Here is a 16,793-nt window from a genome sequence, read left to right as displayed (position 1 = left end):
ACATACAATACTATTTATCCATAAAGGGGCGTCTTTATATGAATCCATATCAAAGAATATCTTTAATAATGGTTATTTTAGTACCACTTCTTTTCTTAACTGTCACCCTAGTTACTGGTCGATGGGGATTCTTCTTTTGGAGCCTACTGCCTAGTTTTATAAGTGAGATAATAGCTTTCACCTCTTAGAAAAAACACGACAGTAGACAAAAACTTTGCAAAGAGTACCTTTACAAAGCGCTTTTTTTTATAAATACTTACCAAATAGCGTTTTTGTATAAGATAATAGCTCCAGATTAATTGGACATATTTACCGATTTATTCAACACTAAATCCATGTTAAAATCTCTTGTGAGTACGACATAACTCAATCTTATGAAGCCCCGTAACATTTTCTGCGGGGCTTCTTTTTTTCAACAAGAAGTTAGTTAAATGTTATAACTACCTTGATTTACAAAATCACTTTTTGTTCACTTTTTTGATACATTTATGAAACATTCATGTGTTATTTTCAGTACGTTCTTTTCTTTTTATAATGTCGTGTGAGATATACCATGACTAGAAGCCCTAGCCCCCTAATCCTAGGGCTTCTATATTTAAATAAAGATTTTGTATATTTTATTCGTTTTATTTTACAATCCTTTTTTTGAAACATCACGTGTTTTACATACAACATCTATTTGATGGCCTCTTATCTTTCCGTGAGAGGTCCTTTTTTCAAATAACTATTTTGTTTAAATTCGCCTTAATTCACTTCGAATTTTCTTAATATTCGAAGTAATAATCGTATAATGTAATTAAGCTATTTGTATGAGAGGTGATTATTATGAACTGGAAAGAAAAATACAATCCAAAGTATCTCTTTTACCGCATGTATAGTTATATTTATAAAGCCCTTGATGATATATCATGGTCCTTAAAATAATTTAAATTGTTATGAGTACACATTTTCTGTGTGCTCTTTTCACATTTCTATAAAATAAAGCTTTTGTTTAATTTATATTATAAAAATTCATTTTCATAAGGACTTCCCTTATATGCTATACTCATTCATAAATAATTGTATAAGGAATGTTAATAATGGATGATAGATCGTCAAGACAATGGAAAATACGACAAAAATTAAGAGAACTGAAAACCAAAAACAGAAATGATACAAACCCTTTGTTTAATGAATGCCTTGAATCCCTAGGAAACGAAACTCTCATTTTCTCTCAGGAAAAAAGCCAGCAGATTGCTACTACTTTAATGAACTTATTTCCTATAACTGGATCGGGAAGAGTAGATTGGGAACAGATAGACAGTCAATTAATAGCTTCAAACAAAGAACAACTAATTTCCCTTATTAGAGCAAATCAACTAGATTTTGCTGAACAGATTTTTATAATATGGGATAACTATGAAATCCCTGTAGTAAGTACAAATCTTGATAAAGTATTCCAATCACTAGTTGACATTGATGCAGTTAGTTTTTATTACTGGCTATTAGATACAGAGCATAGATTCATAATTGAAATAAACAATGAAGAATTGATTAAGGTTGGATTTCGCTAATACCAAATGCGTTGCGTACCCTTTTAGTTCCGTTGCTGCTTCATATGGATCAATACAATCCTCTATTTTTTTCGTTTGATAGCCTGTACTATTTTTCTGCCAAATTGTATATAAACGAAAATGGGTTATCACAACAAGTCTAGCTTTTGTTGCACATTCTTTTCTATTTTTTTGAAATAATATATAGTTAAAGTGTCATACATGAGATATTGAGTCCTATCTCATCGCCATTTTAAAAGGATCTCCATTTTTATATGGAGATCTCTTTTTAACGAAATGAAACTACTAATTTGGCATAATAGAAAATGGGCTTAATCCCCCTCTATTAATATCCTCCCACCTTAATTAATAACATAGTCATAAACATACTAAACAAGAGGATTTTTAAATACTTATTTTCATCTTTTGCTACAAAAAGAGCTAAACAGTAGAATAAAGCCCATCCTAACCAAAATAGCATTCCTAAAATCATTGGTAAATCAGTCAATTAAATCTACTCCTTTGAATGTTTTATCTATTACAATGTTTAATATATTCATTTTCCTTTCATATTTTAAGGCCAAAATAAAAAAAGACAGAAGTTTTTCTGTCTTTTTTATTTACCTTAAAGTAATCCATTCATAACTTGCCCACTCTCTTGGTTTTTTATCGTACTTAATACGACCAGTCGTACAGAATGAAGCAATCATCCATTGTATAATGTTCATCTTGGCATATGGATCAACACAATCCTCTATTTTTTTTAATTGATAGCCTGTACTATTTTTCTGCCAAATTGTATATAAACGAAAATGAGTTGTTGTAACAAGTCTAGCTTTTGTTGTAACTTGCCATTTTGCAATTTTCGTTAAATCTTCTTTTACTTTTCTTTCATAATCTTGTTTTACTACCTTATAACTCTTCTCTTTATTAATTAGTCCATTCGAGAATGTAAAAGGCATTTGATGCACCTCATACACAGTTCCTTCTTCATCTCCTAAAATATTTGATTCTACTAGAAATATATTTTTTAGTTTTAACTGTTCCGTTAATTCTTTTCCGCTCCGATAAAACGGTTTTTTTATCTTCTGAAGCAGGACAACCTGTACAATTAATCCGATAAGTAACGGATACGCTAGTATAAACACCATATTAATAAACAAATTTGTAATAAATACCCCTACTAGTGCGAATATCATGAAATAAATATACGTTTCTCTTTGATGAATGATTCTACTGTTCAAACTAACATACCTCCGTTTTGATACATAGTGAAAGCAATATACACAATTGCCCCTAATAAAATTGAACAAGCCCCCGGAAAGCTATGTATCAGCTGTATTTCTTTCTTTGGTAGTTTTGCCCCAAATATAGAAGCAGCATGCTCAAATTGGTCTTTAATCGCTCCTACAAACCCTAAAATTTTAATTAATCGATACACACTAGCAATCCAAAAGAATAGTAAATGGAAAGCTGTTAATGTAATAGCGGTAAGGATAGCTGATTCTTCTACTATATTACTAACATATACAGCTACCACCACAAGCATTTTTGTATCACCGGGTGAAGAAAATTTAAATGTTTCTAACAACAAACCACATGCTAAGGCCATGGCTAGTACAATCAAAATCTCTTTCCCTGTTCTTATTCCAACAAAATATGTGATTCCTATACCTACAATTAAGAATAGTAAATGCCATATATTTTTCGTTTTTCTATATTTCAAATCAGTGAATACATTTAGGAACATGTAACTTAGTAATAACCCTATAACATACAAAGACATTCTCTTCTCTCCTTTTCTGAATCCATATACAATTGTTGTCTAAAAAAGGGAACCACTTCTAGAGTAGCCCCCTTGATTTTTACATTTATTTTTTGTTCCAAGAATCTACATCGGCATTGCTTGATGCTTTTGTGAATCGAGCTAGAATTGTATCATACCCACCTTGGATTGCTTTCCAAACGAACGGGCCGATTACTAATACGATAATCACCGCTAACGCGATTAACATACCGTTTTCTGATGATAATTGTGAGTCTTCATTTTTTAACCAACTTTTCATTTTTGTTAACATTTTATTTTTTCCCCTTTATATATAATTTTTAAGAATCTACTAAAATAAGAACTTATCTATTTAAATCTTTTATTACTTATTCCAAGAATTCACGTCTGCATTACTTGATGCTTTTGTGAATCGTGCCAAGATCGTATCATACCCACCTTGAATTGCTTTCCATACAAACGGGCCAATTACTAATACGATAATTACCGCCAAGGCAATCAACATACCGTTTTCTGATGATAACTGTGAATCTTCGTTTTTTAACCAATCCTTCATTTTTCCTAACATGATTGAATCTCCCTTATCCATTTATTTGAGTTATACGTAATAAATATCATTGACCTGAAACTACTATTTCTTGTTCCAAGAATTCACATCTGCATTGCTTGATGCTTTTGTGAATCGTGCCAGGATCGTATCATACCCACCTTGAATTGCTTTCCATACAAACGGGCCAATTACTAATACGATAATTACCGCCAAAGCGATTAACATACCGTTTTCTGACGATAATTGTGAGTCCTCATTTTTCAACCAATTCTTCATTTTTGTTAACATCTGTATTGCTCCTCTGCTTATTTAATTTAGAATACTAACTTCTTATATACTTGCAAATCCTTGCATTAAGGATTGAATAACAATAACCATTGGATAAATCACAATACATCCAATTACAGCAACGTTAAATTTATTCATTTCCATTGGCTTATTTTGAATGAGACGGTTATAGTTCTCATGTTTTAGCTCACGCATCATTTTAATCTGTGCGTCCATAATACGAAGACTTTGTACCTTGTCCGTTTTTTGTGCTTGTTGTAGCGCAATGGTAAAAGTATTTACTTCTGGACTATTTAAAGCTGCTGCAAAGTTTCTAAATGGTTGATCCGAACCCGCATACATTTCTAATTCCGCTGTAAGTGTAGATACATACGGTCGAAGATGTCTCCCTGCATATATCTGCGCCTTTTTTACTGCTTCTAATGTAGTATGTGTTTTTAATAGCTGCAGCATTGGAATTAGATACTCTGGTAATTCAAATTTCCTTGCTTCTATCGCCTGCTTGATTCTTTTCTTTAATAAATAATCAGGATAGAAATAAAGCAGTGGTGAAATCAAAACTCCCACTTTAAATAGGTAGTAATCATGAAACACCGTACAGATCAAGAAAACAGAAGTGAAAATGACGGGATACGCAACTTTCATTTTCAAATATTCTTCTGGTTTCGTATCCAAACCGGCTTCTTCTAATTTTTTCTGAATCTGCTCTTTCTTTTCTTCTGTCAGATACTTATGTGATAACGACTGGAAGGGAGCGAGCATCATTTGATTTAAATTCTTTTTTTCAATTCGTTTTGCATTTTCTACATAGTTTGTAAGTAGGCTACCGCTCGCTTTTTTACTTTGTAGAAAGGTAGAGAATACCCAGTACATGACAACGAATACTACTACAGCTAAAATCGCAGCCACTTTATTCCCCTCTTTCTGTTGGATTATAGTTTGCAATCTTTTCTACACGGGTTGCTAAGAAAAAGACAATTAACATATTCACCGTTAATGCGATTTTCCCCATCATAGAACCTGCTAAAAATCCATATGCTTCTTTTGACATCAACATAATCACAATTGGCATGGCAATGACGATTAAACAGTTCTGCACAAAGGCACGTTGTGCTTGCGATAAACTAGAACGTAATCTTGCTAGGTATAGCTTTTGTTTTTCGAAATCTTCTGCAATATCTAGTAAGACTTGCACTGAATTCGCGCCACCTTCTCTGCTACACACTTCCAACATTTCATGGAAAAATACCAATTCTCTAAAGTTAAACGTTTCATTGAACCCTCTAAATGCACGGTGCATTGTGGTTCCACCTTCTAATAGAAGAGAAACTTTTTCTATTTCTTCTTGAATGCTTTCATGCATCATTGGCTTTACTTGTACAAGCACGCGTTTGGCGTTATTACTAATTTGAAGTGCATTCGCTACAGCCTTCATATAGATAGAAAGACGGTCAATAACAACCAAGTAGTAACGTTTTTTTCTTCGATAGAGAAGAAATCTCGGAACTAAAAATCCACATAAAGCAGAAATCAGTGTAAAAGGATCTTTTCCAAAGGAGAAGTAGAATATTGCCGCTATACTCATTCCGGAAAGAATCGTATATACCCAGTACATGCTTTTCGTCAATTTCCACTCGTACTTTTGGGCTTCTTGGATAACAGATTGTGGCAGATACATTCGTATCCCTTTAATATTTCTTAATTCCAAGCGCCTTTCTTCTTTCTCATTTTCTTGTATAAATTGCGAAAGAGCAGAACCTTTAGATTTCGCAAAAAGTAAAACAAGCAATACTACACTAATAAAGATTAATAATATACATCCATAGGCGAACAAACTATGCATACTGCACCTCCTGTTGTGAAAGGAATGGTGCATAAAGAGCTGGGTTTACAGAAGAAGAACGGAATTTCCTCTCCATTTCGGCTGACATTGTTGCTGTAATTTTATGCTGGCCATGAATCTTTCCTACTCTTTCATTCATTTCATCATGTTCCTCGTATGTCGGAATAAACTGAGAAAGTTGATTAAATTGTATATCACCTTGATAATCCAATAATTCAATCATCTCTGTAATATAACGATTCCCATCATCTTTCTTTTCGAAAAAGACAATCACATCAAATGTCTGTGAAATTAATTCATATAAATACTGAGCACCAATATTCGCACCACTTTGTAGACACATAAGCATTAAACGTCTTACTGCTTCTTTTGCACTTCTTGCATGGACAGAGGTAGAACCAGAGTGTCCCGTTTGGAAGAAGTTAATCATTTTCAGGGCTTCTCCCCCCCTCGATTCCCCTACAAGTAATCTCTTTAGTCCTTGACGTAAAGCATTCGTTAACAATCTATCAAAATCAATTGCATTTTCTTCAACTTCGGATGCTCTACATTGCATCGGAACAAAATGATGCTCTGGAAATATACGATGTAAATAGAGTTCAGGATTATCTTCCACTACAAGAGTACGTTCATTCTTTGGTATATGAGAAGCGAGGTACTTCATAAACTCCGTTTTCCCTGTTCCTGTTGCTCCAGCAATTAAAATATTCATTTTGGCTTTCACAGCTGCTGCCAAAAAGTTCAACATCTCTTTCGATGCTTGATTTGTGGATAACATACGTTCTTCTGAGGCACGAAGATGATCTGCATTCTTACGAATAGTAATTGTTGTACCAAGTCCAGCAATCTCATCTAAGGCGATATTGATACGAATATAAGGGAATACGCAGTCAACAGATGGCTTTGCTGTATTAAGTGATTCTGACGTACTGTTTACCATCTTATAAGCTAAGGCTTTTACATCTTCTTCAGCTTCATATCGATACTTGTACCTGCACTCTCCCTCACCTATTTTTTCGTATATAATCTCTTTTATGCCATTGATATAAATGTCTGTTACATCTTTATCGTCAATTAGAGGTTGAATAATTCCAAATCCCACAATATCGTCACACACCATGTTCAGTAACTGTTCAGAAGGTACCTCTGAAATGACGACTTGATTACTTAATAAGAAACTTTTAATGATTTGCTCTACAGCAGCTTTTTTTTCCTTATTCATAAAAGATTCACTTAAGATATCACGATGTTCTTTAACTAAAAATGCACGAATTTCATCTGTTATATCTTTAATTTGTTGAGCTGTAGTTGTTCCTAACTTTCGAGCTGATTTGGAACGAATCATATAACCAAAATGATATAAATCAACTCGATTTCGCTTTAAGGCGACTTGTTTTCCCTGTAAATAGCCCCACATACTTCTGCCTCCCTTTTAATTTCGTAAACCAAAGAGACCCTTTTTCATAGAGGATGTATGCTGGGTTGGAATATCAAGACCAGCTGCTTCCATAATGTGATGGACCTTTGTATTAATTTGCGGGGAACCAAATTGCATCCCCCATTCATAACTTGTACGATCCCTGTCATACGGAATTGTCACCGCAATTTTTTGGGAAGAAAGCTTTTCAATATCTTCTACATAATCTTCATCTCCCATGTTTAAAACATGAATCATACGAGGCAATGTTAGCTTTGCTTCTTCTAGTAGTTGTAATTCTCTTTTAATTGCTATTGCACCACGAGGATTGCCATTTAACACATGAACAACAATATCTGATTGGTATAGGATTGGATAACTCAGAACCTCGGATAATTCAGTTGGTACTGATAGAATGGTATAATCGTATTCTGTATCTACAAGCGATTCTATAAATGTCGTTACAAACAATTCTTTGTTTTGGATCTTTGGGAATTGAGCTAAGCTATAGCCTGATGGAAACACCAGAAAATCCATTTTATCGTGCAATTTTTGCATCAACCTTGGATTAACTTTTTTCTCTAATAAATCTTGCTTAGTACAAATATACTGCGAGAGATTGTATTCATTTTCTTTTCTTACAAGCTCTAAGATGTTTTTACTATCGTGGCTAAGACCAGTTCCAACTGCAAAGCTTGGTCTAACCTGGTCTGCTTCTACGTAAAGCACCTTTTTCCCTAAATGAGCTAATTCATTTGCCATCGCAATACTTAATGTCCTTTTCCCTACATTTTCGTTTGTCGCATAAAAGGCAATGATTCTTACTTGCCGCTCCATCTTAATAACCCCTTTCTTACTTGGATTCGTTCAGATACTGTGCTACATACTCTTTTACATTTTTAGAAATTGGATTAGTGGAATGCTTCTCTACATAGTCTAAAATGTTCTTTTGATCAGATATTTGTGAGAATCCTTCAGCTGGTTCTAATTCTTTCCCTGTTTGTTCCACCTTTTGTCCGACTGCAACAGGAATAACATCTCCAAGTGTTTTTGCACGATTTAAGTATTGAAGTTGTTCAGGTGAGACAGCTAGTGTATATAATCGCGTTACCTTTGGCTTTTGTTTTCCTTCTTGTTCCTCTTTGGATTCTTTCTTTTCTAACACAAATGCATCTTCTGTATTGCTATCTTTTGCAGCCGTCACACGTACACGTTGGAACAGACCACCAAAGACAACCTTCTCATTGTCTCCTTCTTTCACAACTTGTTTGAAATACAAGTCCACATACGTATTTGGGATAATACTATTCCCTGAACTTGTTTCCAAATCAACGAGTAACGGGAAAGCAACTTCTCCATCTTTCAAATTTAAAATAGCAGAGTCCGGTAACTCTTCTTTCTTTACTACTTTGTTTTTAAAGAGATAGCTATTTTCTGTAATGGGCTGCCCATCATTTGTCCACTTACCTACAACCTCTTTTTTATTTACACGTAATGCATTTGGTGGAATGGCATCACCAGGTAATGTTCGTTCCACTAGCATGTCTTCTTTAATCTCTGTATGTGCAGGTATATCCTTTGCGGCTACAACGATTTTTGTTGGTTTCACTGCATTTTCTACTGCGAAATGATTGTATCCATAGATACCCGCTACTGTTGCAGCAGCTAAACCTACCGCAGCAATCTGCTTCTTTTGAAACTTAGATGGCTTCAATGTTTGTATTCCTCCTTATGTAGCCTTTAAACGCAAAAAAAGGACACACCTATGGCATAATGCGCCTTAGGTGTGTCCTTTTAGCTAATCTAAAGTCTATATGAAAATGTTGGATTTGATTTCTTTAATATTACAATTTCAATATTATGATATATAGAGTTTTATGTCAATCATTTCTAAAAAAAATATTATTTTCACCATTTAAAATCTCTGATTCAAAAAATCAAAAACCCTTAAAAACGTTGTCAAATCAAGGTTTTCAAGCTATTAAACACCTCAAAAATATGGTATAATGAATCTAACGTAACTGAATATTTCAGGGTGGTCGGTTGCTTTCCTTTCTCTTTTATTTTATGGAGAAAGGAGGTGACAATATGGACATTCTTTTCATGATAGCAATTGAAATTCTTAAAGTAATTGCTAGAGAAGTCGCTGTTTTTTTTGCAAAACATATAGGGAAATACCTATCAACGTTTTGGAAGAAAAGACAAAAAAAGCGACGAAAAACGAAAAGAACCACCCAACGCCGCAAACGTACTTGGTGGTTCAATAAAAAATAACTAAATTTTTAGTAACCAACCACCTTGCGGTAGCAGTTACATAAGGCGAAGTGTTACCAGCACTTCGTCTTCTTTAGTTTATGCAAAAACTATTATTATAATACTTCTACACATATTATAACACCAACTATCGTACATGTCATGTGTATTCATCCACTATAGTTACTGACTACTCCCACAGCTAAAGCGGTGGGGTTCTTATGTACTTGAAAGAAGCGTTACAAAGCTCTCCACAGATGGTATTGCTATGTTCTGTGTACAACATCTTTGATTTATCTTCTGTTCCATAAGACTTTCTTATCTACACAACTGATGTTGTGTTCGCAATAAGTTTTAACGAAGGTAGGTAGCTCTACCTACGAAGGAATGATTCCTTATTTTATAGAATACCCATGCTGAGTGGGTATTTTTTCTTTGTTTGTTGCAAGGATTCTATATGTTGATGGTGTAGCTTTAAAAAGATATCAAACGTTTGTATACAACGGTTTTGATTGGTTTGTTTTAAATTTACATCACTATTCATTAATAAAAAGGCACTATATAAATCTCGTTGTACGAGATGATTTCCGATTTGACTCCATCGTTGATGGAGTTTTTTCTTTTCATAACTATTTGTTACATGATTATATTGACTGGCTCTAAAAGTTATCGTATTTACTTTTTGTATCTCTTGTTTCCCATACTTCAATTTTTGATTGATAATTTCCACTAACATGGCAGGCGCATGATTCCCAATGCTTTTACCAAAACGCTTTTTGGATTGGAACTTGCCTTGTTGATTTGTTTTTGTCTCTTTTGTACGTTTTGCTAATCCATTAAAGTGCATCGTTTCAATATACACTTCATCACCTAAGGATAAGATGCTATTTGCCAATGCACCATGTTTTTCTTTGATATAAGAAGCTTTTTTTCGATACAACTCATTTAATAGACTTTTTGTTTTTTGATAGTTTTGACTACATGTCCAATGAAGCTTGATGCCACGTTTTACAGTACCATCTTTGTTGAAGTTGTTTTGATTTGTACTTCTACGACTTCTATCCAACTTGCGTAATATACGTCTTTTTTCCCTCTCAAATAAAGGAACATCAGGAGCAAGTTGTTGGATAGAAACGGTTTCTTCTGAAACGATGGCAATCGTAGAAGGACCGATATCTATGCCTACTCGCTTTTTCTTTTGGTAGGAATGTCGAAAGGCTCCTGTTTTATTGATTCTCTTTGCAGGAGGAATGCCACCCATCACGAGTTGTACATAAAAGGTATCCTTTCCACGAATCATTTTTTTGACAAGACGACAATATTTTATCGTATGAAGAGCGAGTGATTCTTCTATAAATAAATCATTCTTACGAAAACGAACAGGAAGGAGTAATCCATTCCAATAGACCTTGTTTTCTTTGAATCGAATACCCGTTTTATTGGATTTTCCTTCTACAGAACGAAGCATTCCGTATGGTTTAAAGTGTACTTTCGTTCCTTTAAATATTACGTCTTGCATAGCTTTCCAAACCCTAGAAGCAATTTTTTGGGAGGTATTGCTATCTATATGTTTTTTGTAATTGTGTTGGTGTTTTTTGATATAAGCATGAAGTTGATATTCACTTAATCCAAAGGATTGACGAATGCTATCTAATTCTTTTGCGATTTCTTTCCATTCTTTTGGATGATTTGCTTTTTTTGCCTTCTGATAGCAACGTAATTGTTTTCTATAGGATTTAGCTTCTTTCATGAGTGTATATTGCTTCGTTGCGTAAGATAACGTAGTGTTATAGAGTTTACGAGCAATTTCAAAACGTTTGAGTAAAATATCCTTTTGCCATGTATCCACAATTAATTTCAGTTCTATAATAAAACAATCTTTCTTTGGTTTTGTCATTGCCCGTCACCCCTTTCTTTTTTATTATTTATATTATACAATATAAACATATGTTCTATAAAGAAAAAAACACTTCATTCCTCCCACCTCTAAAGAAGTGGGCTTCCTGAAGCTTAGTTCTGTGAAATAACACAAAGTATTTTTAATACGAAATCAATTTCGTTCCTGTTTCAAAATACTTTGCAGGGGCATAGCTTTTCCCGTTCCGATCCTGAAATTCACTTCCAATATATAGCGAGATAATCATTGCGATAACTCCAATAAAAATCGTTCGTTTCATACGCTGTTTTTTCTTTTTATCCATTCGAAAATTCCCCTTTCTACGTAAAAAAGGCACACCCCATTAAGGGATGTGCCTTTGGTTTATCCATTCAGCTACTAGTTTAAGAAGGATTATATACTTTTATCGATTCAACTAATTATATAATACTATTTAACTAATTTTTATTCTTCATGTAGTACCAGTTTGATAAGTCTGTAATTATGTGTTCTTTTCCAACCCAGTTCCATCCAGGCGTTTGTACAGGGAATGGGAGGTCTGCAAGCACCCTTCTCTTCTTAAAGTCATCATACGCGACACCTTTAATTTCTACGTCATTAGTCAGGCACAAGCTCATTTCATTCACACCGGCAGGATTTGTCTCAACATTGAAAGAATACTTTCCATCTTTCGTCTTTAATGGTGCATACCATTTTTGTCCACCATCAATAATTTTCTCTTGTCCATCCCAATATAAAGACTTAGTTGGTCTTTTACTATCAAAGACATATCCCGTTATTTCAGACAAATACATATTTTTAGGTAAGAATTTTGATGTTAAACCATTATTAGAAACAATGTCTAATTCTTGTGTAGGTTTTAATCCTTCATCAGCAAAAGGATATTGTGCCGTTGCTTTTGTAAATACACCTGGATAATTGGCATTCCAATCATTTTTGTATTTTCCGTTTACCCCATAAGAAAAACCATACCCAGCATGGAGCTTAGATGGTGCTAAATTATCAATACTTCCACTTAATGTTTCATAGAACATTTCTCCCACTGTGTCCTCTTTTGACACTCGTTCACTCACTGTTTCTACCACACCTTTTACACTCGTTACTCCGCACATCCCTTTTTCATGAGATGGTGCATAGATAGCTGTTTTAATAGGATTATTTTTGTATGTGGTTTCTTCTATATCTAGACGATTACCAGCAGGGTTAATTTCTGCCTGAATTGTTCCTTTCCCCTTATGTTGCCAGCCAAGGTTCAAGGTTTTCTTTTCTCCCTCAGTTAACCTTACCTTTTGTGATGCTACTTGTTGTCCGTTATGCTTGAGCACGACTACTGTTTCAGGATTTGCATATTTCGCTTCTAGCGCATCTAACTTTTTAATTTTATTTTTCTCTTTTTCTAACTTCTGCCTTGCTGTATCTAGCCTACTTGCTGCACTGTCCAGTCTTTTTTCTTCCCAAGAGCAGTCTCTATCATAGTAGTGATCCTCCCCTTCCGCATCTACCTCATGAATTGGATTACGACGACAATAACTTAGACTAGACTGTGCACTATCCCTATCAGATTCAGAACTATTTACTTCTTGCTGGGACTTATTAATATTGTTATTTACCTTTGCTCTATATTGGTCACGTTCCGGTTTAAAATTATCACGTGATACATCTACTCCTGTTTTGATATTCTTCCCTTCTCTTGCGGTTTCACCTTCGATTCTGTCACTAGAGAAATCAATTTTATATTTAAAGTCATCTTCATCGCCTGGATCTGGGTTAGGCGTTACCTCTGTACCGCAGTTGCCCTCTACATTAAAGTTCACAGTTTTCTCATTTGATTCCCTTTGAACTCCATCAAGCACCTTAATTTTGGCAGTATATTGACCACACACTTGTGGTTGCCAGCTTAAATCTTCTTTTGAAAATCGTCCAGCATCACCTTCATTTGGTTTTTGGTTATTCTTTTCCACATTTGAACGCAAATAATTTTCTTGATGATGTACAGGCTCCCCATCTTTCATAATATCTAATATCCATTTCACACGATTTCGTTCGCCCGCTTCTGATTGATAAGGATTAACCGTTGTTCCGTTAGGATCTCGGTCATTATACCCCTTATTCTTACTTACATATTCGAAACCGTTAAATTTAATTTTAACAGGCACATCTTTTGTACCACTAGATACTTTAAACTCTTTTAGTTCAGGTTTACTAGTTCGTACATACCACAAATTATAATTATTGACACCATCTACAGCTCCAGCTCCAGCATACCCCCCCGAAAGATAGGCTATATCACGAATCCAATAAAATTGGCCATACATCTCATTTGTATTATTATTTCTAATAATATGCTTCTTTATATTACCTAATACAAAGTTAGGATTCCCCCAATACTTATCCGCTATGATTGGACTTGTTACACGTTCTATTTCTGTTACCATTCTATCCCCAATAGGCACAGAGCTATCAAAATACCCTTCATTTGAGATTCGAATATATGGTTCAGAATTATCATTTCCCTGCACTAAATTTTCTTTAGAATTCTCCCAGTTAAATGAACCATTATAAACCGCAGGATAATGAATGTCTCCCTTATACATTAAATCAGTACCTGGAGGGGAATAACTACCAGGTCTCAGATATTTCCCAGGCATTTGTAATTGGGGAGATTTTAGAAAAGTATCTTTATTCCCATTGTAAAATGGAACATCATTATTTTTCGCATTTACAATATTAGGTGTCAATAATAAAACTGAAGTACAAAGAATAAATATCCCCTTTTTAATTTTCATTTCTTTTCCTCCTTAAACAAAAAAAAGACACACCTGTACCGTTGGAATGGTACGTAAGGTGTGTCCTTCACGTAAATTTAAAATTCACATATTCATTTAAATATATAATAACAAACAATATATTTAAATTCAATGATATTATTTCTTCTCAATTTGAACATACATCATTTTATCTGCAGTAGAATGCCCAATACGAACTTTATGGTTCTCTTTCAGATAATTATTGATAACTTGCGCATCAACTGTTTCTTGAATCTCCTTATCTAAATTCAACGCTGGATTTAGTAGAGCCACCCATCTTTTAGCTAATTCTACTGTTGCCTCATTATTATATAAGAAAACAATTTCAAAATTATTTTCATCTATTGCATCAATATAAAATTGAGATTTTAAAGAACCCGCAGGTAAATACATGTTTTTATCAACTAGACTAATAGTTCCACTTAAATCAGAATACTTTAATCCTGTTCCATACTTATTGTTTACAGAATTAAGCACATTTTGTGCTTCAGAAGAAATAGATTTTTTCGCGATTGGCGTATTGTCCATTGCTACTTTATTGTATTCAACATTATCTGCAACTAGTTTTCCATCTAGTTCCACTGGTAACTTTTGATCTGGTTTCACTTCTGGTTTTTCCTCAGGTTTTGGGTCTGGCTTCACTTCTGGTTTTGTTTCTTTTTCAACTGTATTAATAGAGTTATATAAAAACTGGCTATATTGTTCACGTGTTACATGTGCATATGGTGAATACAGCTTACCTCCCGTACCAATAGTAACGCCATTTACTTCTAATGCACTAATAGCTTTTAATGCCCATGAATTTTTATCAATGTCAGTAAATGTTGTTGTCTTAGTAGCTTTGAGCTTAAAAGCATTTGTAAGTACTTGCGCCATTTGTTCACGAGTTAAAATATCATCTGGACCAAATTTCCCTTCACCGTAACCATTTACAAGCCCTGCTTTAGCAAGTGCTAAGATTTCTTTTTCAAACATATGACCTTTAATATCAGTAAATGGATTTTTGAAGCTAGTATCTGCATCAGCTGGTTTTACGTACATATAAATCATACGAGCAACTTGCCCACGAGTTACATTGTCACCAAAACCAAAGATATTATTTCCGTACCCTTGTACTATTTTACGATTTGTTAAATCATAAATTGCTTTTGTAGACCAGTGATTTGCTGGAACATCATTGAATTTTAATGAGTCTGTGTTATCAGCCTTTGCAGTAAAAGCTCCTGCTCCTAGTAATGATGTACCCATAATTGTTAATGCTGTTGCTGTTTTTAAAAATTTGTTAGCCATTGTTTGTTCCTCCAAGTATATTAGTTTTTTTATAGATTCCTTTATTGTACCGAATTTAAATATAAAATCTAGATACTTTAACATATAAATTAATGAATTTTCGTTTTTTATAACCACCGTTCTATATGGAAAATATTACCATATAGAAATAGGCTTGTAAAGTATTTTTATATATTTATTTTTAAATATATTTTTCTAGCAAAAAAACTACACTTTTCAGTATAGTTTTTTACTTCTATTTATACCTATTGATATTATCAACGGAAATAGATTTGTCCCATTCCATCTTTATTAGCCCATATTGGTGCTTTCACACCATCTATCCCTATCATTTTAAAAATAAAGAAATGATGCTCAGCTTTTATCTTAAAGTTCAATGGCTGATTATGATCTACGCGGCCTTTTGTATATTCATATTCCCATCCATCCATATTCTGCTCTTTCATTTTCTTCTCTATATCAGGAATTAGATTTACGTTTTTTCCTTCATATGTGTACTGAAAGCCACCTGTTTTTTCTGCTAACTCTACTGTACTAGAAGCAAAATCATGTGCCTTTATTAACTGCATTCCATACAGTACACCCTCCGGTATAAGAGTTATCAATAATAAAGAAAGCGTTAGAAAAAGCGCTGTTGTTACTGTATTTTGCATTTCTTACACACCTACTTTTTCTTATTTATTTCACGTTTCCTCCAGCTTTCTTGTTGTCAGAATTTGCTTCATAAATAAATATGTGTTTTGCGTTACTTTTAATGCTGCCTTTCTTTTCATCAAATTGTTTAGTATAACTAGCAGTCTCGGCTTCTCCTTCAACCGCAATCATTGCAGGTTGCTCTTGTACAGCATGTACAGAAAACTCTCGTTTTGATGCCGGATCCTTAAATGTTGCATTTTGTTTATAAGACTTTTCAAATTCTTTCTTTGCGATTGCTGGTTCAATAGCAATTTCTTCTTGTGCCCGTAAAACACCTACTTTTACGGATTTATCCATTGCTGTACTTCCAGCACGTTCTAATGCAGACTTATTATCTGCGTGTGTTGTATCGCCAATAATCATATCCGTCATTAAGAATAAACAGCCAACACATAGTAATAATGAGGCAGCACCTATAATAAACTTTTGCATCG

The 16,793-nt window shown here is 34.0% G+C and carries 19 protein-coding genes and 1 pseudogene; 2 read left to right on the top strand and 18 right to left on the bottom strand.

Features of this window, described 5'->3' with window-relative positions; translation table 11 throughout:
- Positions 1-1,079: 1,079 nt before the first annotated feature.
- Positions 1,080-1,553, top strand: coding sequence for a CDI toxin immunity protein (locus ACSG5Z_RS24425; protein WP_435712360.1), 474 nt, complete (start codon positions 1,080-1,082; stop codon positions 1,551-1,553).
- Here the strand turns inward: ACSG5Z_RS24425 and ACSG5Z_RS24420 are convergent.
- The 12 genes and pseudogenes from ACSG5Z_RS24420 to cpaB all read right to left on the bottom strand — a co-directional run.
- Positions 1,512-1,712: pseudogene (locus ACSG5Z_RS24420) on the bottom strand (hypothetical protein); the annotation flags it as partial. The gene ACSG5Z_RS24425 and the pseudogene ACSG5Z_RS24420 overlap by 42 nt on opposite strands.
- Positions 1,713-1,878: 166 nt before the next feature.
- The gene (locus tag ACSG5Z_RS24415) at positions 1,879-2,040 is read right to left on the bottom strand and encodes a hypothetical protein (protein ID WP_435712366.1); all 162 of its coding nucleotides are present in this window, start codon (positions 2,038-2,040) and stop codon (positions 1,879-1,881) included.
- Positions 2,041-2,152: 112 nt separating this feature from the next.
- On the bottom strand, positions 2,153-2,776 hold the full coding sequence (locus tag ACSG5Z_RS24410; RefSeq protein ID WP_435712359.1) for a hypothetical protein: 624 nt from the start codon (positions 2,774-2,776) through the stop codon (positions 2,153-2,155).
- Positions 2,773-3,318, bottom strand: a complete 546-nt coding sequence (locus tag ACSG5Z_RS24405) for a hypothetical protein (protein ID WP_435712358.1) — start codon at positions 3,316-3,318, stop codon at positions 2,773-2,775. Before ACSG5Z_RS24405 ends, ACSG5Z_RS24410 begins: the two co-directional genes overlap by 4 nt.
- A gap of 85 nt (positions 3,319-3,403) precedes the next feature.
- Entirely contained in the window at positions 3,404-3,610 is a 207-nt protein-coding gene (locus ACSG5Z_RS24400; protein WP_002069495.1) for a hypothetical protein, read from the bottom strand.
- Positions 3,611-3,682: 72 nt separating this feature from the next.
- Positions 3,683-3,886: a hypothetical protein gene (locus ACSG5Z_RS24395; protein WP_435712357.1), complete on the bottom strand. Its 204-nt coding sequence runs from the start codon at positions 3,884-3,886 to the stop codon at positions 3,683-3,685.
- A 63-nt stretch (positions 3,887-3,949) separates the two neighbouring features.
- Complete coding sequence (locus tag ACSG5Z_RS24390; protein WP_325803019.1) at positions 3,950-4,156, bottom strand: hypothetical protein; 207 nt, start codon at positions 4,154-4,156, stop codon at positions 3,950-3,952.
- Between the two features lie 42 nt (positions 4,157-4,198).
- On the bottom strand, positions 4,199-5,065 hold the full coding sequence (locus ACSG5Z_RS24385) for a type II secretion system F family protein (RefSeq protein ID WP_435712356.1): 867 nt from the start codon (positions 5,063-5,065) through the stop codon (positions 4,199-4,201).
- A 1-nt stretch (position 5,066) separates the two neighbouring features.
- Positions 5,067-5,999 (bottom strand): type II secretion system F family protein, encoded by a 933-nt coding sequence (locus tag ACSG5Z_RS24380; protein ID WP_435712355.1) that lies wholly within the window; start codon positions 5,997-5,999, stop codon positions 5,067-5,069.
- Positions 5,992-7,416, bottom strand: a complete 1,425-nt coding sequence (locus ACSG5Z_RS24375) for a TadA family conjugal transfer-associated ATPase (RefSeq protein WP_435712354.1) — start codon at positions 7,414-7,416, stop codon at positions 5,992-5,994. Before ACSG5Z_RS24375 ends, ACSG5Z_RS24380 begins: the two co-directional genes overlap by 8 nt.
- Positions 7,417-7,431: 15 nt before the next feature.
- Positions 7,432-8,253: an AAA family ATPase gene (locus ACSG5Z_RS24370; protein ID WP_435712353.1), complete on the bottom strand. Its 822-nt coding sequence runs from the start codon at positions 8,251-8,253 to the stop codon at positions 7,432-7,434.
- Between the two features lie 16 nt (positions 8,254-8,269).
- Positions 8,270-9,130: a Flp pilus assembly protein CpaB gene (cpaB, locus tag ACSG5Z_RS24365; protein WP_103945480.1), complete on the bottom strand. Its 861-nt coding sequence runs from the start codon at positions 9,128-9,130 to the stop codon at positions 8,270-8,272.
- Positions 9,131-9,504: 374 nt separating this feature from the next.
- Here cpaB and ACSG5Z_RS24360 point away from each other — a divergent pair, with 374 nt between their 5' ends.
- The gene (locus ACSG5Z_RS24360) at positions 9,505-9,690 is read left to right on the top strand and encodes a hypothetical protein (protein ID WP_000353169.1); all 186 of its coding nucleotides are present in this window, start codon (positions 9,505-9,507) and stop codon (positions 9,688-9,690) included.
- A 379-nt stretch (positions 9,691-10,069) separates the two neighbouring features.
- Here the strand turns inward: ACSG5Z_RS24360 and ACSG5Z_RS24355 are convergent, their stop codons facing one another.
- The 6 genes from ACSG5Z_RS24355 to ACSG5Z_RS24330 all read right to left on the bottom strand — a co-directional run bounded on the left by ACSG5Z_RS24355 (position 10,070) and on the right by ACSG5Z_RS24330 (position 16,791).
- Positions 10,070-11,566: a hypothetical protein gene (locus ACSG5Z_RS24355; protein ID WP_435712352.1), complete on the bottom strand. Its 1,497-nt coding sequence runs from the start codon at positions 11,564-11,566 to the stop codon at positions 10,070-10,072.
- A 142-nt stretch (positions 11,567-11,708) separates the two neighbouring features.
- The gene (locus ACSG5Z_RS24350; protein ID WP_000358415.1) at positions 11,709-11,870 is read right to left on the bottom strand and encodes a hypothetical protein; all 162 of its coding nucleotides are present in this window, start codon (positions 11,868-11,870) and stop codon (positions 11,709-11,711) included.
- A gap of 133 nt (positions 11,871-12,003) precedes the next feature.
- A complete protein-coding gene (locus ACSG5Z_RS24345; RefSeq protein WP_435712351.1) occupies positions 12,004-14,352 on the bottom strand; it encodes a hypothetical protein in 2,349 nt (782 codons plus the stop codon).
- 138 nt (positions 14,353-14,490) lie between these two features.
- A complete protein-coding gene (locus ACSG5Z_RS24340) occupies positions 14,491-15,747 on the bottom strand; it encodes an S-layer homology domain-containing protein (protein WP_435712350.1) in 1,257 nt (418 codons plus the stop codon).
- A gap of 173 nt (positions 15,748-15,920) precedes the next feature.
- Positions 15,921-16,316: a DUF4320 family protein gene (locus tag ACSG5Z_RS24335; RefSeq protein WP_149173174.1), complete on the bottom strand. Its 396-nt coding sequence runs from the start codon at positions 16,314-16,316 to the stop codon at positions 15,921-15,923.
- Between the two features lie 25 nt (positions 16,317-16,341).
- Entirely contained in the window at positions 16,342-16,791 is a 450-nt protein-coding gene (locus ACSG5Z_RS24330) for a hypothetical protein (protein WP_435712349.1), read from the bottom strand.
- Between the last annotated feature and the right edge of the window lie 2 nt (positions 16,792-16,793).

It is taken from the genome of Bacillus pretiosus (genome assembly GCF_051294775.1).
Classification (GTDB): Bacteria; Bacillota; Bacilli; order Bacillales; family Bacillaceae_G; genus Bacillus_A; species Bacillus_A wiedmannii.
This window is presented reverse-complemented; position numbering and strand designations above follow the sequence as displayed.